Below are 22972 nucleotides of genomic sequence, written 5' to 3'. Positions count from 1 at the left end.
CTATAATCTTTGTTTATTCGCTAGACAAACTTAGTGGATATTGATATAATGTGATCGAAACAATCAATCTTAATAAGTATTTGGAGGTAGAACAAATGGTATGGTTTGAAAACGTTAACAATATCCAATATGAAGGACCGAATTCTAAGAATCCTTTAGCATTTAAATTTTATAATCCAAAAGAGGAATTAAATGGACAATCAATGGAAGAATTTCTACGCTTTGGTGTAGCTTATTGGCATACGTTTACTGCTGATTTATCAGATCCATTTGGTGCAGGATCAGCAATCCGTAACTGGGACAAATATGATGGAATGGATCGTGCAAAAGCAAGAGTGGAAGCAGCCTTTGAATTTTTTGAAAAACTCGGTGTGAAATATTTCTGTTTCCATGATGTCGATATTGCTCCTGAAGGGAATAGTTTACGAGAGACGTACCAAAATCTCGATACAATTGTAGCTCTAATTAAGGATCATATGAAAGACAGTGATGTAAAGCTTTTATGGAATACTGCTAATAATTTTACCAACCCACGCTTTGTACATGGTGCCGCATCTTCTAATAATGCAGATGTGTTTGCATATGCTGCTGCTAAAGTGAAGAAGCAATTAGAAATTGGGAAAGAACTTGGTGGAGAAAACTATGTATTTTGGGGTGGTCGTGAAGGTTATGAGACACTACTTAATACTGATCTCAAATTAGAGCAAGATAACCTAGCACGCTTCTTCCAAATGGCAGTGGATTATGCCAAAGAAATTGGATTTGATGCACAATTCCTTATTGAGCCAAAGCCAAAGGAACCAACAACACATCAATATGATTTCGATTCACAATCAACCCATGCATTTCTATTAAACTATGGCTTAGAAAACCACTTTAAACTAAACATTGAAGCAAATCATGCCACTTTAGCAGGGCATACATTTGAGCATGAGCTTCGCTACGCACGAGTGAATGGAATACTAGGATCTGTAGATGCTAACCAAGGGGATCCTCTATTAGGTTGGGACACGGATGAGTTCCCTGCAGACATTTATTCTACTACACTAGCTATGTATGAAATTATTAAAAATGGTGGTTTAGGCTCAGGTGGCTTAAATTTTGATGCCAAAGCACGTCGAGGTTCTTTCGAGCAAGAGGACCTATTCCATGCACACATTGCTGGTATGGATCATTTTGCTGTTGGTTATAAAGTGGCAAACAAGCTTGTAGAAGATAAGGTCTTTGAGAATATTATTGATGACCGTTATGCTAGCTATAAAGAAGGAATCGGTAAAGATATTGTCGAAGGAAAAGCTGACTTCAAATCCCTAGAGGAACATGCATTAAACCTTAAGGAAATTAAAAATAAATCTGGTCGCTTAGAAGTGATCAAAGCAACTATAAATCAATACTTATTAACAGAGTTTGCAAGTAAATAAAGATAGAGAATTAGAAGACTTGGCGATCGCTAAGTCTTCTATATACATGGAAAAAGAGGTGAGAAAATGAGCTATGTCATTGGTGTGGATTTGGGAACAAGTGCTGTAAAACTGTTATTAGTAAACAAATCTGGTGAAGTAGTGAAGGAAGTGTCAAAGGACTATCCATTGATTCAAGAGAAGACAGGCTATTCCGAGCAAAATCCAGAAGACTGGGTAAGACAGACCGTTGCTGGATTAAAGCAGCTTGTTACGGAATGGAATGGTGATGCCTCTTCGATTGAAGGACTTAGTTTTTCAGGACAAATGCATGGACTTGTTTTACTTAATGATAGAAAGGAAGTATTACGTAACGCAATTCTCTGGAATGATACTAGAACAACAGCGCAATGTCAGGAAATTTACGAAAAGGTAGGAAAAGAAAGATTTATCGAGATTACGAAAAACCTAGCCTTGGAAGGTTTTACTTTACCAAAAATTTTATGGGTAAAAGAGCATGAACCAGAAGTATTTGCTAATGTTTCGACCTTTGTGCTTCCAAAAGACTATGTTCGTTATCGTTTAACAGGTGCCTTACATATGGATTACTCCGATGCTGCAGGAACTAGCCTTCTAGACATTGAACAGAAGAATTGGAGCAAGGAAATTTGTGAGCTGTTAGGTCTTAATGTTTCGATTTGTCCAGCTCTTGTCGACTCACATGAGAATGTTGGAAAAATCACAAAAGAAATAGCAGAACAAACAGGGCTTTCTGCTACTACCGATGTATTTGCAGGTGGAGCTGACAATGCCTGTGGCGCAATAGGATCAGGTATCTTATCAGAAGGAAAAACGTTTGCTAGTATCGGTACATCAGGTGTTGTACTATCCTATGAGCCTACAGGTGATAAAGACTATAAAGGTAAGGTTCATTATTTTAACCATGGAGAGGAAAATGCCTTCTATGCGATGGGAGTTACGCTATCTGCCGGACATAGTTTAACATGGTTTAAAAATACCTTTGCCAAAGAACAGGATTTTAATGAATTACTTGATGGGATCGGCAATGTCCCAGTTGGATCCAATGGCTTGTTATTTACACCCTACCTAGTTGGAGAGCGAACCCCTCACGCAGATTCCCAAATTCGTGCAAGCTTTATTGGAATGGATAGCTCTCATACGATAAAGGACTTTACACGGGCAGTCTTAGAGGGGATTACTTTTTCCTTAAATGAATCTATAGCTATTTTTAGAGAAAATGGTAAGCAGATTGATACGATTTATTCCATTGGTGGTGGAGCTAAGAATAAAGATTGGTTACAAATGCAGGCAGATATTTTTAATGCACAAATCGTAAAATTAAAGAGTGAGCAAGGACCAGGGATGGGTGCTGCAATGCTGGCTGCATATGGTTCTGGATGGTTCGCTTCTTTAAAGGAGTGTGCAGATCAGTTCTTAGAGGATGCAGAAACGTATCAACCAATTCCTGAAAATGTAGACAAATATCAATCGTTGTTTAAGCTATATCGTGATGTGTACAAACAGACTACAGAATTAAATCAAAATTTAATGAAATTTAGGAAATAAACAAAGGAAGTGAGGAGTCTTGCTCACTTCCTCTCCTATTTATTTCCAAATTCTATAATTTCCGCTTAAAGCTAATAAGCTAAAGAAATATAAACAATTATCATAATATCGTCTATTCCCGGTTCTAACTGGTGTGTTCCAGAATAATTCTACACACTTCCTAGCGTTTTCCCCGTGTGTTGCAAGGGATGCCATGGCATTTGTAGCAAGGAGGCCTATAGGGTGTAAAGCCTTCTCCTCAAAAGGCTCTCCATCCACTTTATACCTCCGGAAATCATCAGGATCTACATTTGCAAAAAAACTTTGAATTTTTTCATTTACAACTATCGGACATGCGTTATCATGAAACCATTCATAATCAATAGCAATATTACAAGCAACTCGATAGGAATCACTAAAAAAGTGTCCAAAGCCTCTCACATGATTGGGTTGACCATCATAAAATGCATATTCAGGAGCCAGACCTGTAATAGGATGAGCAGATTTGGCGATATACTTGCGGCTTTCTATTGCTGCCCCCTTCCAAAATGGACGATCCTCTTCATTACTCCATAAAGCAAATAACTCATAAAAGTGTGGTAAATGATAAGAAGGATCTGAAAATTCTACACTCGGAACAAACTTTATCAATTTATTATCAGGATTCCACATTGGATAGCCATCATTGTTCTCCCCTTTATGTAAGCAGGAATGTAAGATATCCCTTGCTTGTTGATTATAATTAAATGGATAGTCGCCATCTCCCCAGCGATTAGAAGCAAAAAATAACGCCATGGCAAAATATTCTTCCCCATCTGGAGCTGGCCCTAGGGCATTTTTAGTACCATCAGGTGCACAGGACCAAGCGAAGTATCCCGTATTTTCTCCTTCATCCATATACATATAGGTTTTGGACCATTTCCATAAGCGATCAAATATTTCCTTATCATCCATTTGAACAGCCATCATCATTCCATAAGACATTCCTTCTGTTCGGACATCATTATTGCCGGTATCTAGCATGTAACCAAGATCCTCTCCTACTGGATAGTAGATTTGAGTTTCAGGATGATCTGCTGAGAATAATTGCTTCCACGTATTTTTTAATTTTTCGTCTATTTCTTTTTGAGAATACCCATATTCATGTAGTAGATTGCGATAATTTCCTGTGATAAATGCTGCTTTTTTCGTCATATGAAAACTCCTTTTCTATTTGGTCTATTAAGCTAAAATTAATTTGTTATTTTCCTATTTCTCATAGTATACTATAATAAGTACGTTCAATGAATGAACAAAGTGAAATTTAATTAAAAATCTTTTACGGGAGGTGGAGTTCATATTTTGAGGGAACGATAATAGTTGATGATACCTCCTCTTATAGCAAGAACATATGGTATCAAGGATACTTTCCTTTGTTTGGTCATTCATTCCTACGAATGGTAGCCTTCCATGTCGATTAAACGGTTGGAAAGATTTACTTTCCTCACAATTAATTGGAATGTTTGTTTAATGAAAGAAAGGGGAGAAATAGATGTATAAAGTATTTTTAGTCGATGATGATCATTACGTTCGAAAAGGAATGATGAAATTAGTTGATTGGCAATATTATGGATTTTCCATTTGTGGGGATGCAGCGAATGGGGAGGATGCTTTAGAGCAAATAATGATCGAACCACCAGATCTCGTAATAACAGATATCCGGATGCCTGTAATAGATGGATTAGATTTAATAAAAAGTTTAAATGAGAAGCTTTCAACAACACCATATTTCATTGTGATCAGTGGTTACAATGACTTTAAATATGCACAAAAAGCATTACGCTACGGAGTTCAGGATTTTATTCTAAAGCCAATAGATCATGAAGAAATCCAGCAAACACTAAAGAAAGTCGTAACAAAGCTGGAAACGGAAAAAAGGACTAAAAAATATAAAGAAAAAATGTTAACGGTTACATTAGTGAAAGGGCTACTTCAAGAGCAGGATAATTTGTTAACATCTGATTCACAACGTTTAATGTTTTGTCATGCTAATCAATTCACGGCAATTATTATAGAAGTGAATGGTATAAATAAGGATGCCTATCACATTTATACAAAAACCGATGGATTTTTAGAACAATACACCTATAGTGAAAGTACCGCATTGTTTGAGTTAAGCCCAGGAAAATATTTTCTTTGTATAACAGATCTATTTCTAACGAGAAATGATATAGAACTTCAAACATTTATAGATAATCTTTATCATTTCTTAGATATGGATGGGATTTTTATCTATGTAGGCATAACCATCAAGCAATTATCTGAGATAAAAAAATCCTTTCAATCTGTCAATCAGACGATCCAATACAAATATATCGACCTACATACCAATATCTTCCTATATCAAAAGCTTCAGCATTTACCCATCTATAATGAAGACTTAGAGGCAGCATTCTATACTAAATTACGTGAATTAATCGAAGAACATCATATGGATGGAATCAAAGAAGCGGTGAAAGAAATGATGGCGTTATTTAATAAAAAACGAATGACTGCAGATGCGATTCATCATGTCATTAACCGAGTCATTCACGATGTACTTGACTTACTTCGCGGTTCATTAGGAGAAGAGCAACGAATTTCTAATGTTAAACAAATAATAGAATGGGAACGTGTGCCACTTACTGCTATTCAATTACAATCCTTAGTAACCGACTTTCTAGTAGAGAGCTCGAAAACCCTTTGTTCATGTTATCAAAACAATGTTCATGCAACCATTCATGAAATAAAAAAATATATTTCTACCCATTTTGATCAGGAGCTCACATTAAAGAGTATTGCTAATAAATTTTATATGAATCCTGTGTATATGGGGCAATTATTTAAAAAAACGTATGGAGTTTATTTTAAAGACTTTCTTTTAAAGCTTCGAATAGACGAAGCCAAAAAATTATTGCGACAGACAGATATGAGAGTGTATGAAATTGCAGAAAAAGTGGGATTTAATAATTCGGATTATTTTGTTACCCAATTCGAAAAAATGGTCGGAAAAACACCTTCACAATACAGAAAATTCATTATTACAAGAGGAATGATATGAAGGATTTACACTTTAATAATATTAAGATACGCAATAAATTACTTATGATCTATTTTATTTCTGTATTTCTACCAATTGTACTGACGAATATTATCTTTTACTATGTTACTTCAGAGAACGTAAAAGAGCAGAAAAGACAAGATAACGAGTTAGCATTAACTCAAATTTTTAATAGCTTTAAACAAGGAGTGGAGGATGCAGCAGGAGTTGCATCCATCTTGTATTCTGATCCATACGTATCGGAATTGTTAAGCCAGGATTATGAGAGTCCGATAGGTTTTATCCATGCCTATAATAAATACTTTCGAGATATTAATAAATATTCTCCAGTATACTCTACTATTCGATCTATTCATCTATATACAGATAATTCCTCTGTTATTACTGCTGGAGGGATATTTGCGATTGACCCCTCAGTGGAAGGATCCTATTGGTATACCTTTACTAATGAGAAACGAAAGCACTATCCTGCTGTCACAACGATTATGAAAGAAGGAAAAAGAGATCATTTTGCTGTCGTTCGTGATCAAAACACAAAGGATTCCCAGTACGAAAATATTATAATGGTACATCTCAATCAGAGCTTTATTGAACTTATTTTAAACAATGCGACATTTGAAGGAAATCTTTATCTAATCAATGACAATGGTATTATTGAATACTCTAATGATTCGGGCATTGAATGGGAGGATCAATCTTTGCTTTTTGAAGATGTAGCGATATCTGACAGGGCAACGATCATACGCAATCAATACCACACTCAATATTTAAATAACTGGACATTAGTAGGAGTCTTATCAGAAAATAACCTGATCGACCAGGTTCGAGAATCTCGATTCTTTATTCTTTACCTTGCTATTTGGAATTTCATCATTCCTTCGATGTTTATCATATATATGACGGGAAATATTCATCTTCGTCTAAATAAAATCTTGAAAAAAATGCGCCAGATGAAAAACCAAAACTTTGAAATTATCAAAGGAGAAGAATATAAAGATGAGATTGGAGTCCTGACAACGGAATATAATCGAATGGCAATGAAGATCAAGGACTTAATCCAAGATGTCTATCTTGTCACGATTCAAAAGAAGGATGTAGAGTTACAAAAAAAAGAAGCACAATTAAAGGCACTTCAAAGCCAAATCAATCCCCACTTTTTGTTTAATGTTTTGGAAACAATTCGGATGCGGAGTGTTCTAAAAGAAGAAAACGAGACAGCGTCCATCATCCAAAATCTGGCGCAGCTACTTCGGAATTCGTTTACTTGGGGAAGAGATTGGGTGCTAGTGAAGGAAGAGGTGCAATTAATTGAATCCTTTCTTAACATTCAACAATACCGTTTCGGAGATAAGATGAGTTATTCGATATATCTACCGGAGGAAGTAGAGAATATGATGATTCCTCATATGATAATCATCCCGTTCGTGGAAAATGCTAGTATTCATGGGATAGAACCTGTAAAGGAAAAAGGGAAGATTGATATTTCTTTTCACCTTGATAAGGATTTGTTAACGTGTATGGTCAGTGATACTGGAATTGGGATAAAAGAAGAGAAATACAGAGCAATTATTCAATCATTAACAGAAGAAGAGATTACTGGTGACAGCATTGGAATCAAAAATGTTTACCAGCGCTTAAAATTTTACTATGGTGAACGATTTGATTTCTCCTTGGAAAGTAGCTATCAACATGGAACCAAAATTAAATTATCGATTCCTTTATTTCGACAAGCCGATCGAGAGTAATTCTAATCCATCATGCGTATTCTTTGATTTTAATCAAAGGATACGCATATTTTGGAAGGTCAATGATGGACATCTATAATTTTCAAAGTATTTTCTAAACTTTTATGGGTGATAAAAGAACTGATAAAACGCTAAAATGAAAGTGCTTACAGAAAAATAAAAAGTGAAAGGGGTAATTAGTTATGTTAAAGAGGTGGGTTTATTTTATAGTTTTTTTATTAGTCACTATGCTTATGCTTGTAGGATGTAATAATGATAATCCATCAAGTAATACGAATGATGATGGTGATGAAAATTCAGATGGCGAAGTATTTACGTATGACTTTTTTGATGCTTCTGGACCAGGAACAGATATTAATACATCGGAAACAACCTTAGGAAAAATGTTCGAGGAAGAAACAAGTGTCAATTTTGATATCGAGCACATCGTTGGTGACGTTAATCAAAAGATAGGAACAATGATTGCAAGTGGTGAGTATCCAGAATTGTTAAATGCAGAGCAGTCAACAGATGCTGTTATAGATGCAGGAGGCTTTGTGCCATTAAATGATCTTATTAAAGAACATGCCCCAAACCTCTATGAAATGTATAAGCCATACTGGGAATTAATGAAGCGTGAGGATGGGAATATTTACTTGATTTCTTCAGGTGCTCCTCACGGTTATGCTAAACCTGCTAATCTGAATCAAGGAGCTTGGTGGATTAAACGTTCTGTATTAAAGGAATTAGACTATCCACAGCCTAAAACGTTAGAGGATTATTTCGGTATTATCGAAGAATATGCTGCAAAGCACCCGAAGATAGATGGTGCCGATACTATCGGATTTACAGCATTAACTCATGATTGGCGATTTTTTGCATTAACGAATCAACCAATGCATTTAGCTGGTTTCCCAAATGACGGAGGGGTAACGGTTGATATGGATTCTCTCGAGGCAACCGTTTATAACGATAAAGATATGACAAAGGAATGGCTAAAGAAATTAAATGAAATTAACAATAAAGGATTGTTCGACCAAGAAGCTTTTACGCAAAACTATGATGAATATTTAGCAAAAATAACCTCTGGAAGAGTGCTTGGATTTTTCGATTATGGCTGGCAAGTAAGTCAATCCACTAACGCGTTAGGCGAGGATGAAGATTATTACAATGATTATATGGGATTCCCTATCGTATTTGATGAAGGCGTAAAAGATCAATATTTGGATCCAGTAGCATATGTTGCGTCCCCTGGAATGGGTATTACTACCGGTACACCTGAAGAAGATCAAATAAGAATCATTAAATATTTAGATCATATTGCGAAAATCGAAACCCAAAAATTGATTATGTGGGGAATAGAAGGAGAGCATTATGAGATTGATGAGAATGGGCGCTATTACCGAACAGAGGAGCAAATTGAACAAACATCAAAAACAGATTATAGAGAGGAATTTGGCTTTACTTATTTTGAATGGGGATGGCCAAGAATGAGTGGTGAATTTGATGATGGAAATGCGGTTGAGCCAGGCCGTCAGCCGGAAGTAGCTACTTTAAGCTATGATGAAGGAGACAAAGAATTCTTGAATGCATATGGAATTGAAACATTCACAGAGCATTTCTCTGAGCCTGATTCAAGACCTTGGTTCCCAGCATGGGATACACCGATAGAAACTGGTTCCCAGGCAGCTCTCTATGAACAACAGGCAAATGATTTAATGTTGAAAGCTTTCCCTGAAATGATTTTCGCAGAGCCAGGTGATTTTGATGCGATGTGGGAAACATATAAGAAAGAATTTTCTCAATTGCCTGCTGAAGAGTATGAAAAAGTAATTACTGATTCGGTAAAAAGAAAAGTAGAGCTTGTAGAGAGTGTCGAATAATTTCGAAAGCGGAGGGCTGACTTATTGCAGCCTTCTCCTTTTTCCATATCCAACATATTAGCTATGCAAAGGGGGATTAATCTTGCAATCAGAAACAACGTCCGATGTACTACTTACTCCAAAGAAAGAAAAAGGTTTAAAGGCTTTTTTACGTAAATGTAAACAACAGCAAACCCTTTTATTAATGACCATACCATTTGTCATATGGGTCATTATATTTAAATATTTACCGATTTGGGGCTGGACTATGGCCTTTCAAGACTTTAAGCCAGCTCTTCGTTTTTCCGAACAGGAATGGGTCGCTTTCAAGCATTTTCTGTTTTTGTTCACTGACGATAGATTTCTAGGGGTACTTCGTAACACATTGGCTCAAAGTATTATTAATTTAGTACTCGGGTTTGTAACAGCCATTGGTTTAGCGATTCTATTAAACGAATTATCAAATATTAAATTTAAACGAGTGGTCCAGACGATTAGTTATTTACCACACTTTTTGTCTTGGGTTGTAGCGGCTGCATTAGTATCTTCCGTATTATCCATAGATGGAATCTTTAATGACCTGTTAACTAGTTTAGGACTTATAAAGGAAGACATTTTATGGCTGGGAGTAGGGGAATACTTTTGGGGAATCTTAGGTGCTGCTGAAACATGGAAGAATGTAGGGTGGAATGCGATTATTTACTTGGCAGCAATTTCGATGATAGATCAAGAACAATATGAAGCTGCCAAAATAGACGGTGCCTCTCGTTTGCAAAGAATTCGTCATATTACTATTCCTGGAATGAAGTCCGTTATTGTTGTCTTATTAATTATGAATATTGGATATATTTTGGAATCAGGTTTTGAGCCACAATACCTATTAGGAAATGGAATGAACGTGGAGTATTCCGAGAATATCGATGTTTTTGTTATCAAGTATGGGATATCGATGTTTAATTTTTCGCTAGCGACTGCAGCTGGGATCTTTAAAACAATTATTAGTTTTATCTTTTTGATCGCAGCGAATTCCTTTTCTAAAAAAATGGGCCAAGGCGGACTTTACTAGGAGGTGTGTGGATTGGAATTTTGGAAGCTTCAAAAAAGCGGGATGGGAAAAACAAGAGAGGATGTTATCTTTGATACTTGTAACGTTATTTTCCTCGTTCTTTTATGTGTAGTTATGCTATATCCTTTTTTAAACCAGATCGCTATCTCTTTAAATGATGCAACCGATTCAGTAAAAGGTGGAATATATCTATGGCCAAGAGAATTCACATGGAATAATTACTCACATGTATTCGAAGAAGCAGCTGTCATTCAGGCGATTATTATTTCGGTTTTACGAACGCTTATTGGTACAGGGGTCGGATTACTTTGTACTGCAATGGTAGCTTATGCTATTGCACAATCAAAATTTATGTTCAAAAAATCTGTCACTATTATCTTTATTATGACAATGTACTTTAATGGTGGGCTAATACCAACATTTTTACTGATGAAAGAGTTGCAGTTAATAGGCACATTTTGGGTGTATATACTACCTACACTCATTAGTGCATTTAACCTTATCATCATGCGATCCTTTATCGAAGGATTGCCGAAAAGTATTTTCGAATCAGCAAGGATCGATGGGGCAGGGGATTTTCGAATATTTTTTAAAATTGTTCTTCCACTGTCTTTACCTGTACTTGCAACGGTGGCTTTATTTGTGGCAGTATTTCAATGGAATCAATGGTTTGATGTTTTCTTATATAATTCGAGTAATGAACATTTAACCACTTTACAATATGAATTAATGAAAATCTTACAAAATTCTAGTACTACGTCAAGTGGAGATATGGCGTCAGCGTTTGCTAACTCATCGGATTCTGGATCTAATCAAGTTACACCGAAATCCATTCAAGCGACGATGACAATTGTTGCAAGTGTTCCAATTATTTTAGTTTACCCATTTTTGCAAAAGTATTTTGTGAAAGGGATGACACTTGGAGCAGTAAAATAGATAAGCTTATTACAAAAAGTCTCGAAAAGAAATATTTCTTTTCGAGGCTTTCTTTTATTCCATAAATATTGATTATCCTTGATCCTGCTCTCTAACTAACTAATAAAAAAAATAAAATACTACCATTCTAGTATATTGACAAATAAAAATATTCGATTTATAATAAGTGCAACGATTAAACAAAGTGCAGATGAGTTCTTTGTAAAGGAATATTTTGTTTTAACTAGCATACTAGTCATACTAGGGTTTAACAAAAAATAAGAGAAAATGACTTTACACTCATTTTAATGTAAGCCTTTTCTTTGTTGACAGAAGCTACATAAGGGGGAGATGGAATGGAGCAAACGAATAAAAATCCTGAAACAAGATTATCAAAATGGAGATTGTCGAGAGAAAGTGGTATGAGAGTAGTTTTAAAAGATTGGCAGCTATATTCTCTCATTATTATTCCAATCGTTTACTTAATCATTTTTAAATATGTTCCTATGTTTGGAAATATTATTGCGTTTAGAAGATTTATTCCTGGTGGAAATATTATCGGGGAAGAGTGGGTAGGATTTCATTATTTTAAGATGTTTCTTAGTGATCCAACCTTTTATAATGTTTTTGCTAACACATTAATATTAGCGCTGTTATTACTTATTATTACTTTTCCAGCTCCGATTATTTTTGCTTTATTGCTGAACGAGGTAAAGAACCGATTGTTTAAAAGATTTGTTCAAACAGCTTCTTATTTACCACACTTTTTTTCGGTAGTAGTCGTTGCAGGTATGGTATTCGAGTTAGTAGCATTAAATGGTCCAATCAATGGTTTGCTTTCCTTCCTAGGTCTAGAAAAGGTTAATTTTATACAGATGCCAGAATGGTTTAGGACCATTTTTGTAAGCGTTGACTTATGGCAAGGACTAGGCTGGGGAGCGATTTTATATTTAGCAGCACTTACTGGAATTAATGAAGAGTTATATGAGGCAGCTAGAATTGATGGGGCAAATAGATGGAAGCAAACGATCCATATTACGATTCCTGGAATATTGCCAACCATTGTGGTGCTTTTAATCTTAAATATTGGGAATTTCCTTCAAATTGGCTTTGAAAAGGTATTACTACTCTACAATCCACTTACATATGAGACGGCAGATATCATTGCTACTTATGTGTACAGGGTTGGTCTTGAATCTGGAAGCTTTAGTTATGGTACTGCTATAGGTCTATTTGAATCAATCATAGGTTTAATTTTAGTCTTTGGTGCGAACTATTTATCACGTCGAATAACTGACAACAGCTTGTGGTAGGGGGGATCTAGATGAAAGAGTCTTGGCAATATAAACTATTTAAAATCTTTAATGTGACGGTTTTATTATTGATTGTTTTTGTTACTTTATTTCCATTTTTCAATATTTTAGCACAATCATTTAGTTCTGAAGCTTATATTAATGCAGGGAAGGTTAGCTTATGGCCAAAGGGCTTTAATATGGAGACATATAAGGTGATTATGTCTGATTCTATGTTCTGGATTAATTATAAGAACACCGTCATTTATACGGTGATAGGAACATTAATATCGCTTGTTTTGTCGACAATGATTGCCTATCCGTTAGCGAAAAAGCGTTTAAAAGGTAGAAGATTTTTAACCATGTTCTTTGTTTTTACCATGTTCTTTAATGGGGGATTAATTCCAAACTATGTACTCGTAACCTCTTTAGGATTTGGTAATTCTATTTGGGCAATTGTTATTCCGAATGCGATTAGTGTTTTTAACATGTTAATCATGAGGACCTTTTTCGAAAATATACCGGATGAATTGGAAGAAGCGGCGATTATGGATGGATCAAGTACATTCGGGATTCTCTTTAAAATTGTCTTGCCATTGTCAAAACCGATTCTAGCAACCATGATGCTATTCTATGCTGTTACCCACTGGAATTCCTGGTTTCCTGCCTTTATCTATTTTACGGAAAAAGAATTGTTTCCTGTATCGATTTACTTAAGAAATATGATTAAAGGCGCAGAAGCGAGTGTTGGAACAGGTGCGACGAGTGCTGATAATTTAGTTCAAATCTCTGCCAACATTAAATCAGTAACTATGGTGTTAACTGTTTTACCGATTTTATTAGTTTATCCTTATATTCAAAAATATTTTGTTTCAGGTGTCATGTTAGGCTCAGTAAAGGGTTAATGAAGATAGGTTTTAAGGAGGTGATCCCTAACGGAAAACTGTTTTAGCAAACGACCATTCAACTTTTAAACAAATAGAGGGGGAAAAAGAGTGAAAAAGCATTGGACAAAATGGATGTTAGCACTTATGTTTATCTTGTTTCTAGGTCTATTGGCAGCGTGTAATGATGCGGAATCTGATGGAGATGGTAAGGGTGAAGAAGGTTCGAGTGAATCAGGATCTGGTGCAGCAATGGAGGATTATGGAGTTGGTGATACCTTTAAAGCGACAGAACCGGTTACATTTACTTCTCTATTTAGTGATCATCCGAATTATCCGATAAAGGATGATTGGTTGTTTTTTGATAAGATTAAGGAATTAACCAATGTGGAATTAGAATTAACTTCTGTACCAATGAGTGACTATACGGAGAAAAGAAGTTTGCTAATCAGTAGTGGGGATGCCCCTTATATAATCCCAAAAACATACCCAGGGGAAGAAACACCATTTGTATCTTCTGGAGCTATTTTGCCGATTAGTGATTACGTTGATATGATGCCACACTACCAAGAAAAGGTGGAAAAGTGGGAAATTGAACCATTCCTTGAAGGCTTGCGCCAACAAGATGGAAAATATTACGTCCTTCCAGGGGTGCATGAAAAAGTATGGCCAGATTATAGCTTGGCTGTTAGAACAGATATCTTAGAAGAACTCGGTCTAGAAGAACCGGAAACATGGGAAGAAGTCGAAGTAATGCTTGAAGAAATGAAAAAAGCATATCCAGACGTTATTCCATTTTCTGATCGATTTAAACTGGATAGTACATTAAATATTGCTGCAGTTACTTTTGGCACGAAGGCAGGTTGGGGCCTCGGTAATATGCTTACTTATGTAGAAGAATCTGATGAGTTTATATTTGCCCCGACAACGGATGAATATCGGGCAATGGTAGAATATTTTCATGGCTTAGTAGAGAAAGGCTTGTTAGACCCTGAGAGTGTAACACAAGAGGATGACCCAGCAATTGAAAAATTCACAAGTGGCAAATCCTTTGTAATTAATACAAATGGTCAAACTTTGACGCAATATCGTACGACGATGGATGAAACCTTAGGTGCTGACAATTATGAGATTAAGAAAATTGTCGTACCAGGCGGACCTGCTGGTCATTTGATGGGCGGATCTAAATTAGAAAATGGTATTATGTTCTCAGCTAACGCGAAGGATGACCCTAATTTTGAAGCAATGCTGCAATTTATTGACTGGCTCATGTACAGTGATGAAGGCTTGGAGTTTGCTAAATGGGGTGTAGAGGGCGAAACTTATACGAAGGAAAACGGAGAACGTCAATTGGCAGAAGATGTGACCTTTAGAGGGATGAATCCAGAAGCCGAAAATCATCTTCAAATCGATTATGGATTCTCGGGAGGAAACTTTTCCTATGGTGGTCCTACTGAATTACTTCACTCCATGTTTAGTGAAGAAGAGATTGAGTTCCAAAATGCTATGCATGAAACAAAAGAACTCGTCTTACCAGACCCACCAATCAAATATGATGCCATGCAATTAGAACAATCGTCCCTTATCAGTACACCATTAAAAGACCATGTGACACAAAACACACTTAAATTTATTGTTGGTGAAAGAAGTTTAGATGAATGGGATGCATATGTGAAAGAAATAGAAGCGAAAAATGTTCAAGGATATGTAGAACTAGCAAACCAAGTGTATCAAGAAAATAAATAATGTTATCTGGAAACATAATACGATTGTGTTATGTTTCCTTTTCCTCTATAAGCGGTTTTCAAAAGTTTTGGATTAAATAGTTAAAATTTGGAATAGGTGAAGAAAATGGAATGGACGATTCGACAAGTAGTGAACGAGCTGACGAGTAACCCGATAGAAAATACAGTGGATACCCTGAAATTTGGAGACGAAAATAATAAAATTAAAAAAATAGCCATCTGTTTTATGCCGACATATGAAGTAATAAAGCAAGCTATTAAACAAGGAGTTAATTTATTAATTTGTCATGAGGGTGTATTCTTTCAACACGATGATGATCAAGTAGTGGAGAGTGAGGTTGGTCAAAAGAAATGGAAGCTTATTCAATCCTCTGGTATAGCGATCTATCGACTTCATGATGCGATCCATCGTGAATACCAACCAGATGGTATTATGGAAGGCCTACTACACCATCTTGATTGGATGGATGATGTGGAGGAACATAAAGAAATAGCGACAATCATTCAAATTCCAAAACGGAAGCTAAGTGATGTGATAGATTATGTTAAACATAAATTAAATCTCTCTACAGTTCGTTATGTTGGCGATTTATCCATGAATTGTAGTCGAATTGCTATGTTGGTAGGTTATAGAGGTGGAGGATTAACGGCTATCCCTGCTTTTGAAGTAGATCAAGTAGATCTTGTTATCTATGGAGAAGGACCTGAATGGGAAACTCCTGAGTATATTCGTGATGCTAATAACCAAGGCAATCGCATTGGTGCTATTATATTAGGCCATTTAGAAAGTGAAGAATCAGGAATGCGATTTTTAGCAAAGCGAATAGAAAAAAGATTCCCAACGATTCCAGTTGAATTTATTGCAACCGAACAATGTATTAAATGGAAATAAAATCACCTATTGTCAGGGAATTCATAGTAAAATAAATAAGAAGAGCTAGTTTGCATCTGACAAATACATAAATGAAAGGGTTTTTATAAATGAATACAAACCAATACTCCCAAGGTGGATTTTATCGTTTTTCCAATTATGTATACTGGTTGCTGGTCCTCAATATGTTATTTATTTTTACCAACCTATTATTCTTTGCTGCCTTTATGCTCCTTATTCCGAGTATATCTAATGCGATTTTTTACTTTATTGCCTTTATTCCATCAGGGCCTGCCTTTGCAGCATTATCTCATAGTTTAGGAGTACTAGTGCGTGACAAAGATATCGCTCCATTTGCGGAGTTTTGGAAGGCATATAGGAAAAACTTTTTGGATGTAATGAAGGTGTGGATACCTATTTTAATGACATTTTTTATATTAGTTATTGATATCCAATATTTTAATCAAAATCCTACTGTATTTTACCAAATTTTGAACGGCATTTTTTTAGTTGCTCTTTTATTGCTGACGATCTTTACCTTTTATGTGCTTGTAATTACTACCCACTATAAGTTTAGAATAAGGGATATTTATCGTTTATCTATCTACTATATTTTTACACGCATAAAAATTACGACAGGTAATTTGGGAATTGTTTTTCTTACAATCGTGCTCATGTTTTTTACGACAGATTTTATTCTTATTTTTATCACTAGCTTAGTTACTTGGTTTTTAATGATGAATACGAAGCCAATTATTGATGATGTGAAAGTTAGCTTTGTCAAACAAGAATAGAAAGGAACGGAATATGAATACTCAGATGCTCTTTAATGATGGTTGGACCTTTGCAAAAAGTAGTTTAAATGTATCAGATGCTAAAAAGCTAGATTTTAAGCCAGTAGATATACCACATGATTGGCTTATATATGATTCCATGAATCTATACGAGAATAGTATTGGGTGGTACCGTAAAAAATTTTTTTATGAAAAAAATGATCAAGATATTCTACTCTACTTTGATGGGGTCTATATGGATTCTACTCTGTATGTCAATCAACAATTTATCGGTGAATGGAAATATGGTTATTCCGCGTTTGAACATCATATTACAGATGCTTTAGTAGAGGGTGAAAACGAACTCCTCGTAAAAGTCGTTCATCAAAGCCCAAATAGTCGTTGGTATTCTGGCGCTGGGATTTATCGTAATGTTTGGTTGAAAAAGAGAGACAAAAATCATATTCCAACAGATGGTGTATATATTACAACAACATCAAGCGAAAACGAATGGCATGTAGAAATCGAGACAGAGCTTTCCCTTGTTCAGACTGCAGAGCTTACGCATACGCTTTATTATCAGGGAAAAGAGATTGCCTCGACTTCCGAACAGACTGAGAGCGATCAAAACGTACAATGTCTAGAAATCCAACATCCTTATTTGTGGAGTATGGGTAATCCAAATCTCTATCGATTAGTTACTACTTTAAAAATTAATCAATCAAATGTGGAGACAATTTCGCATTCCATTGGCTTTCGAAATATTGTGTTAGACCCAAATAAAGGCTTTATTCTGAATGGGGTGAAGATGAAACTGAATGGGGTATGTGAGCATCATGATTTAGGGGCATTAGGTGCTTCCTTTAATGAAACGGCCCTCAGAAGAAGGCTTAAACTCCTAAAGGAAATGGGTGTTAATGCTATAAGGACCGCACATAATATGCCAGCGAAGGAGCTCATGCACCTAGCTGATGAAATGGGTTTTCTTGTTATAAGTGAAGCCTTTGATATGTGGGAAAGATCGAAAACTCCTTATGACTACGCTAGATACTTTAAGAAATGGGCATTTCAAGACGTAAAAAGCTGGGTGAGAAGAGATCGAAACCATCCTAGCTTATTGATGTGGAGTATTGGAAATGAGATTTATGATACCCATGCAAATGCAAGAGGACAAGAGATTACTAGAATGCTAACAGAATATGTTCAAAAATTTGATCCGAAGGAAAATGCTAAAGTAACGATTGGTTCCAATTATATGCCTTGGGAGAATGCCCAAAAATGTGCCGATATTGTCAAGCTAGCAGGCTATAACTATGCAGAAAAATATTATCATGAGCATCATCAGGAGCATCCTGATTGGATTATATATGGAAGTGAAACAGCATCAACAGTTCAGAGTAGAGGGATTTACCATTTTCCCTTTGAGAAATCGATTCTAGCAGATGATGATCAGCAATGTTCTGCCCTTGGTAATAGCTCCACGAGCTGGGGTGCTAAATCATCGGAGGCATGTATTATCGCAGACCGAGATGCACCATTTTCACTTGGTACGTTTATTTGGACAGGTTTTGACTATATTGGAGAACCAACTCCTTACCATACGAAGAATGCTTATTTAGGACAAATCGATACAGCAACCTTTCCAAAGGATTCTTTTTATATTTACCAAGCGGCTTGGAGCGATTATAAAAAGCATCCAATGGTTCATCTATTTCCGTATTGGGATTTTAATCCTGGTCAGATCATCGATATAAGAGTATGTTCTAATGCGCCAAGAGTCGAATTACAACACAATGGTAAGCGAATAGGTATCTTTGAAATCGATCATAAATACGCTAAGGAGATTACCGGGTGGTGGAAGCTTGCCTACCAGGAAGGCGAAATCAAAGCAATTGCTTATGATGAGAAAGGGAATGTAATTGCAACAGATGTTAGGAGATCATTTGGTGATGCGAGTCAGATACAATGGAAGGCAGATAAACAAACATTAATAGCAAATGGCACGGATTTGATCTTTATCGAAATTGGGATGAAGGATGAGAAGGGTAATCCTGTAGAAAATGCCACAAATCGGGTAGAAGTGGAAGTAAATGGTGCAGCTAGGCTAGTAGGTCTTGATAATGGAGATAGCACAGATTATGACTCGTATAAAGGAAAGAGCAGAAGGCTTTTTAGTGGAAAGCTAATGGCTATCCTTGCCGCTACACTAGATCCCGGAAAAATAGAAGTCAAGGTTACCTCAAAAGGGATGGATCCAAAGTTCATCGAGCTTACAGCTATACCTTCTGAAGAAGAAGTCTTGGGAATATCTGCATCAATGGAAAATAAAGACATTCCACCAGTTATGGGAAATCTAGCAGAAATACCATTGCGAAAGATAGAGCTTATTAGTGAAGCAGGTCAGTTTTTTACTTCTAATAAAAAAGAGATTGAGGTCGAGGCAAAGCTTTATCCAGCCAATACCTCCTACCATGATGTGGAATGGAGTGTTGTGACAGATATCGGTGTCGAGTCCAATATTGCAAAAATTGAATCAAATGGGAAGAAAGCAAAAATAATAGCATTAGGTGATGGGGATTTTCGTGTTCGATGTACTAGTAAAAATGGTACCAATCATACAACGCTGATCTCTGAATTAGAGATGAAAGCAACAGGACTTGGAACAGCTTATAAAAATCCGTATCAATTCATCTCCGCTGGATTATATGATTATAGTAAAGGAGACCTCGGGAATGGTAATGAGCGTGGTGTTGCAACAAGTAGAGATGGGGAAACCCATGTAGGATTTCGTGATATTGACTTCGGAACTTATGGCTCAGATATGATCACCATCCCAATTTTTGCACTATCAAGTGAGGAATACGGAATAGAGATATGGGAAGGAATGCCAGAAGAGCAAGGGAGTGAGCTCGTAGCGGATGTTATTTATCAAAAGGAATCCAAATGGAATGTTTATCAGGAGGAAACCTATCAACTGTCGAAGAGATTAAAAGGCGTCACATCGATCTGTTTTGTTTTAAAACAAAAGGTTCATATCAAAGGTTTTTCCTTTGAACCGAAAAATCGCGGGTTCGAACAAAATAACGCAACAGAAATGGACCGTATATATGGGGATACCTATACATTGACAGAGGAAGGTGTGGAAGGCATTGGGAACAATGTTACCTTAGAATTCGATGAGCTTGATTTTACGGAAAAGGGTACAACTAAATTAATGATATGTGGAAATTCCTCAATTGATAAGAACACGATTCACGTTCGTTTTTCAGGAGACAAAGAGGATACAAATCAAATTGTAGAATTTAACCAAACAGATGGTTATGAGGTTAAAGTGTTTTCCATAGACAAAATAACGGGAGTTCAAAAGGTTAGCTTTATATTTTTACCTGGATCAAAGTTTGATTTTGCATGGTTCCGTTTTGAATAATGCTGAACTAGGAGGATGGAAGAATGATTAATGTTGCAATTATTGGTACAGGCGCGATTTCCGATGCCCATATTCATGCCTATCTGAAATTCCAAGACAGATGTAATATTGTGGCACTATGTGATTTTTATGTAGAGAAAGCGGAGGAAAAAGCAATAAAACATCAATTAAAGGTTGATATAAGTAAGGATTATCAAGATTTTTTAACAAGTGAAAATATTGATTTAGTATCCATTTGTACCCCACCATATACACATGCTGATATTGCGATAGATTTTTTAAACGCCGGAAAGCATGTTTTAGTAGAAAAACCTATGGCTTCTTCTTTAAAGGAATGTGATGCAATGAATAGAGCAGCAGCACAAAATCATAAAATTTTATCTGTTGTCGCACAAAATCGTTTCACAACACCTATGATGAAGTTAAAGCAAATTTTAGATACGAAGCTGATGGGACCAATTGTGCATACACAAGTAGATTCACATTGGTGGAGAGGGCACAGCTATTACGATTTGTGGTGGCGGGGCACTTGGGAAAAAGAAGGTGGTGGCTGTACGTTGAATCACGCTGTTCATCATATTGATATTTTCCAGTGGATGAATGGTATGCCTGGTGAGATCACTGCTGTCACAAGCAATACGTCTCATGATAATGCGGAAGTTGAGGATATATCCATAGCAATAGCGAAATATGAGGATGGCAGTTTAGCTCAAATTACGAGCTCAGTCGTTCATCATGGAGAGGAGCAACAGCTTATTTTTCAAGGGAAAAATGCTAGAGTTTCAGCTCCTTGGAAAGTAGTAGCTTCTAAATCAAGAGAAAATGGTTTTCCAGAAGATGATAATGATTTAAATGAACAAATACAACGAAGCTATGACCAATTATCTGATTTAGCATTTGAGGGTCATCTGGGGCAAATTGATAATATTTTATCAGCAATTCTCGGGGAAGCGGAAGTATTAATCGATGGTAAGCAAGGAAGAAATACACTTGAATTGATCACGGCCATCTATGAATCTGCCCAATTGGGAAAAACGGTCAAGCTACCACTAAATGAAGAAAGTCTTTTTTATACAAGAGAAGGAATTCTACAGAATGCGCATCATTTTTATGAAAAAAAGAAAGCAGTTGAAAATTTTACTGATAACAGAATTACCTCTGGAGGTAATAAGGAATGATGATAGGATAGATGAAAGATATAGCTAAATAGTGATTCCATACTGACAATAGAAATGGCGACTATAAGCAGCCGCCATTAATAGTTGAATATTCTTATTACCTGTGGGCTTTTAAGAAGCTCGACATGATTTGCAGCACCAATTTAGGATCTGGCATATGATTTTGCCCCTCTAATTCAATAAGTTTGGCATTTGGGATTGCTTCACTCAATTGTTTAGCAACCTCTTGCATGTTCTTTGGATTTTCCTTACCAACAATGATTTGTACTGGAACAGTGACTTTTGAAGCTTTTTTTAAAGGGGCTAGATCACTTGCTAACATCGTGTCATAGGCAAGAGTTGGGGCAATTTTCAGCATGCTATTCCATTGAGGTGATTGGCGAAACATTCCGTCAATTACTTCTCTTGGAATACCAATACCCTCTAAGAAAAAGGCAAGTGCCTCAGCATATTTTTTTTGCTCAAGTAGTTCGTTTAGTTGTTCTTTTAATTGGTTAAATTCTTTTTTGGCTGCTTCATCTTCGACATAAGGAGGATCATATAGAACTACCTTATTGATTTTATTATCCAACCTGATAGCTGCCTCAAGTGCAATAATCGCTCCAGATGAGTGTCCATATAAATGTACGTCTCCTCCGGCTTCATCAATTAATGCTTCCAAATCGTCTATTTCTTTTTCTATCGAATAAGGTAGAGTGTTGGAACTGTCCCCACGTCCACGTCTATCGTAATTGTAAACAGTAAATTGTTGCGCAAAGGTTGATGCATCATGTATTACAGGTTCAAATGAACGAAAACATGTGGCCCCTGTAATAAAAATAAGAACTGGCCCTTTACCTAGCACATCATAAGCTATTTGCGTACCATCTTTGGATTGAACAATATTCACTTTTTTTCATCCCTTCACAATAATGTTATCCTCTACTTATTTTATCAATTGTATCTTTTCATCATTTCTTATCAATTGCTATAATAAAAATCTTAAGGAATTATTATTTATTAAGCTTAAAAAATATTACGCAGCCATGAGTTTAATTTTTTGTATTGACAACGCTTACAATATTGTGATATATTCTCCGTAACTTAATCAGCTGATTGGAATAAGTTAGCTGTAAAAATCATTATATATAGTATTCCAATATTTTTTTACATCAACTTAATAATCGCGGTGGAAAAAGTAAGATAGAAAT

Annotated in this window: 16 protein-coding genes; 14 read left to right on the top strand and 2 right to left on the bottom strand. The window is 36.0% G+C overall.

The window, feature by feature from the left end:
• Positions 1-95 precede the first annotated feature (95 nt).
• Together xylA and xylB are read left to right on the top strand one after the other, a co-directional pair.
• Positions 96-1421 carry a xylose isomerase gene (gene xylA, locus ACZ5N5_RS19365; protein ID WP_464372948.1) on the top strand — a complete coding sequence of 442 codons (1326 nt, stop codon included), beginning with the start codon at positions 96-98 and terminating at the stop codon, positions 1419-1421.
• A 66-nt stretch (positions 1422-1487) separates the two neighbouring features.
• Complete coding sequence (gene xylB, locus ACZ5N5_RS19360) at positions 1488-2987, top strand: xylulokinase (protein WP_054787138.1); 1500 nt, start codon at positions 1488-1490, stop codon at positions 2985-2987.
• 39 nt (positions 2988-3026) lie between these two features.
• On the opposite strand, the gene ACZ5N5_RS19355 is transcribed toward xylB, so the two are convergent.
• Positions 3027-4160, bottom strand: a complete 1134-nt coding sequence (locus ACZ5N5_RS19355) for a glycosyl hydrolase family 8 (RefSeq protein ID WP_464372947.1) — start codon at positions 4158-4160, stop codon at positions 3027-3029.
• Positions 4161-4497: 337 nt separating this feature from the next.
• On the opposite strand from ACZ5N5_RS19355, the gene ACZ5N5_RS19350 reads away from it, so the two are divergent.
• The 12 genes from ACZ5N5_RS19350 to ACZ5N5_RS19295 all read left to right on the top strand — a co-directional run bounded on the left by ACZ5N5_RS19350 (position 4498) and on the right by ACZ5N5_RS19295 (position 21782).
• A complete protein-coding gene (locus tag ACZ5N5_RS19350; protein ID WP_464372946.1) occupies positions 4498-6045 on the top strand; it encodes a response regulator transcription factor in 1548 nt (515 codons plus the stop codon).
• Positions 6042-7790 (top strand): sensor histidine kinase, encoded by a 1749-nt coding sequence (locus ACZ5N5_RS19345; protein WP_464372945.1) that lies wholly within the window; start codon positions 6042-6044, stop codon positions 7788-7790. Before ACZ5N5_RS19350 ends, ACZ5N5_RS19345 begins: the two co-directional genes overlap by 4 nt.
• Positions 7791-7972: 182 nt before the next feature.
• A complete protein-coding gene (locus ACZ5N5_RS19340) occupies positions 7973-9652 on the top strand; it encodes an ABC transporter substrate-binding protein (RefSeq protein WP_464372944.1) in 1680 nt (559 codons plus the stop codon).
• An 82-nt stretch (positions 9653-9734) separates the two neighbouring features.
• The gene (locus ACZ5N5_RS19335; protein WP_245902261.1) at positions 9735-10697 is read left to right on the top strand and encodes an ABC transporter permease; all 963 of its coding nucleotides are present in this window, start codon (positions 9735-9737) and stop codon (positions 10695-10697) included.
• A gap of 42 nt (positions 10698-10739) precedes the next feature.
• Positions 10740-11633 (top strand): carbohydrate ABC transporter permease, encoded by an 894-nt coding sequence (locus ACZ5N5_RS19330; protein WP_464373799.1) that lies wholly within the window; start codon positions 10740-10742, stop codon positions 11631-11633.
• 401 nt (positions 11634-12034) lie between these two features.
• Complete coding sequence (locus ACZ5N5_RS19325; RefSeq protein ID WP_245902281.1) at positions 12035-12925, top strand: ABC transporter permease; 891 nt, start codon at positions 12035-12037, stop codon at positions 12923-12925.
• Positions 12926-12936: 11 nt separating this feature from the next.
• Positions 12937-13809 carry a carbohydrate ABC transporter permease gene (locus ACZ5N5_RS19320; protein WP_054787132.1) on the top strand — a complete coding sequence of 291 codons (873 nt, stop codon included), beginning with the start codon at positions 12937-12939 and terminating at the stop codon, positions 13807-13809.
• Between the two features lie 90 nt (positions 13810-13899).
• Positions 13900-15534: an ABC transporter substrate-binding protein gene (locus ACZ5N5_RS19315; RefSeq protein WP_245902260.1), complete on the top strand. Its 1635-nt coding sequence runs from the start codon at positions 13900-13902 to the stop codon at positions 15532-15534.
• Positions 15535-15639: 105 nt separating this feature from the next.
• Positions 15640-16425, top strand: a complete 786-nt coding sequence (locus ACZ5N5_RS19310) for a Nif3-like dinuclear metal center hexameric protein (RefSeq protein ID WP_464372943.1) — start codon at positions 15640-15642, stop codon at positions 16423-16425.
• Positions 16426-16514: 89 nt separating this feature from the next.
• On the top strand, positions 16515-17198 hold the full coding sequence (locus ACZ5N5_RS19305; protein WP_277678339.1) for a YesL family protein: 684 nt from the start codon (positions 16515-16517) through the stop codon (positions 17196-17198).
• A gap of 13 nt (positions 17199-17211) precedes the next feature.
• On the top strand, positions 17212-20604 hold the full coding sequence (locus tag ACZ5N5_RS19300; RefSeq protein ID WP_464372942.1) for a glycoside hydrolase family 2 TIM barrel-domain containing protein: 3393 nt from the start codon (positions 17212-17214) through the stop codon (positions 20602-20604).
• A gap of 23 nt (positions 20605-20627) precedes the next feature.
• Complete coding sequence (locus ACZ5N5_RS19295; RefSeq protein ID WP_464372941.1) at positions 20628-21782, top strand: Gfo/Idh/MocA family protein; 1155 nt, start codon at positions 20628-20630, stop codon at positions 21780-21782.
• A gap of 97 nt (positions 21783-21879) precedes the next feature.
• Here the strand turns inward: ACZ5N5_RS19295 and ACZ5N5_RS19290 are convergent, their stop codons facing one another.
• A complete protein-coding gene (locus ACZ5N5_RS19290; protein ID WP_109983611.1) occupies positions 21880-22671 on the bottom strand; it encodes an alpha/beta fold hydrolase in 792 nt (263 codons plus the stop codon).
• Positions 22672-22972 lie beyond the last annotated feature (301 nt).

This window comes from Gracilibacillus sp. JCM 18966, from assembly GCF_055392695.1.
Note: the sequence above shows the minus strand (reverse complement) of the source record. Positions and strands in the feature narration are given on the sequence as shown.

What these genes read in the sequence shown, in the direction of transcription:
- xylA (WP_464372948.1), top strand. Translation starts at nt 96, where the DNA reads ATGGTATGGTTTGAAAACGTTAACAATATCCAATATGAAGGACCGAAT.
- xylB (WP_054787138.1), top strand. Translation starts at nt 1,488, where the DNA reads ATGAGCTATGTCATTGGTGTGGATTTGGGAACAAGTGCTGTAAAACTG.
- ACZ5N5_RS19355 (WP_464372947.1), bottom strand. Translation starts at nt 4,160, where the DNA reads ATGACGAAAAAAGCAGCATTTATCACAGGAAATTATCGCAATCTACTA.
- ACZ5N5_RS19350 (WP_464372946.1), top strand. Translation starts at nt 4,498, where the DNA reads ATGTATAAAGTATTTTTAGTCGATGATGATCATTACGTTCGAAAAGGA.
- ACZ5N5_RS19345 (WP_464372945.1), top strand. Translation starts at nt 6,042, where the DNA reads ATGAAGGATTTACACTTTAATAATATTAAGATACGCAATAAATTACTT.
- ACZ5N5_RS19340 (WP_464372944.1), top strand. Translation starts at nt 7,973, where the DNA reads ATGTTAAAGAGGTGGGTTTATTTTATAGTTTTTTTATTAGTCACTATG.
- ACZ5N5_RS19330 (WP_464373799.1), top strand. Translation starts at nt 10,740, where the DNA reads ATGGGAAAAACAAGAGAGGATGTTATCTTTGATACTTGTAACGTTATT.
- ACZ5N5_RS19325 (WP_245902281.1), top strand. Translation starts at nt 12,035, where the DNA reads ATGAGAGTAGTTTTAAAAGATTGGCAGCTATATTCTCTCATTATTATT.
- ACZ5N5_RS19320 (WP_054787132.1), top strand. Translation starts at nt 12,937, where the DNA reads ATGAAAGAGTCTTGGCAATATAAACTATTTAAAATCTTTAATGTGACG.
- ACZ5N5_RS19310 (WP_464372943.1), top strand. Translation starts at nt 15,640, where the DNA reads ATGGAATGGACGATTCGACAAGTAGTGAACGAGCTGACGAGTAACCCG.
- ACZ5N5_RS19305 (WP_277678339.1), top strand. Translation starts at nt 16,515, where the DNA reads ATGAATACAAACCAATACTCCCAAGGTGGATTTTATCGTTTTTCCAAT.
- ACZ5N5_RS19300 (WP_464372942.1), top strand. Translation starts at nt 17,212, where the DNA reads ATGAATACTCAGATGCTCTTTAATGATGGTTGGACCTTTGCAAAAAGT.
- ACZ5N5_RS19295 (WP_464372941.1), top strand. Translation starts at nt 20,628, where the DNA reads ATGATTAATGTTGCAATTATTGGTACAGGCGCGATTTCCGATGCCCAT.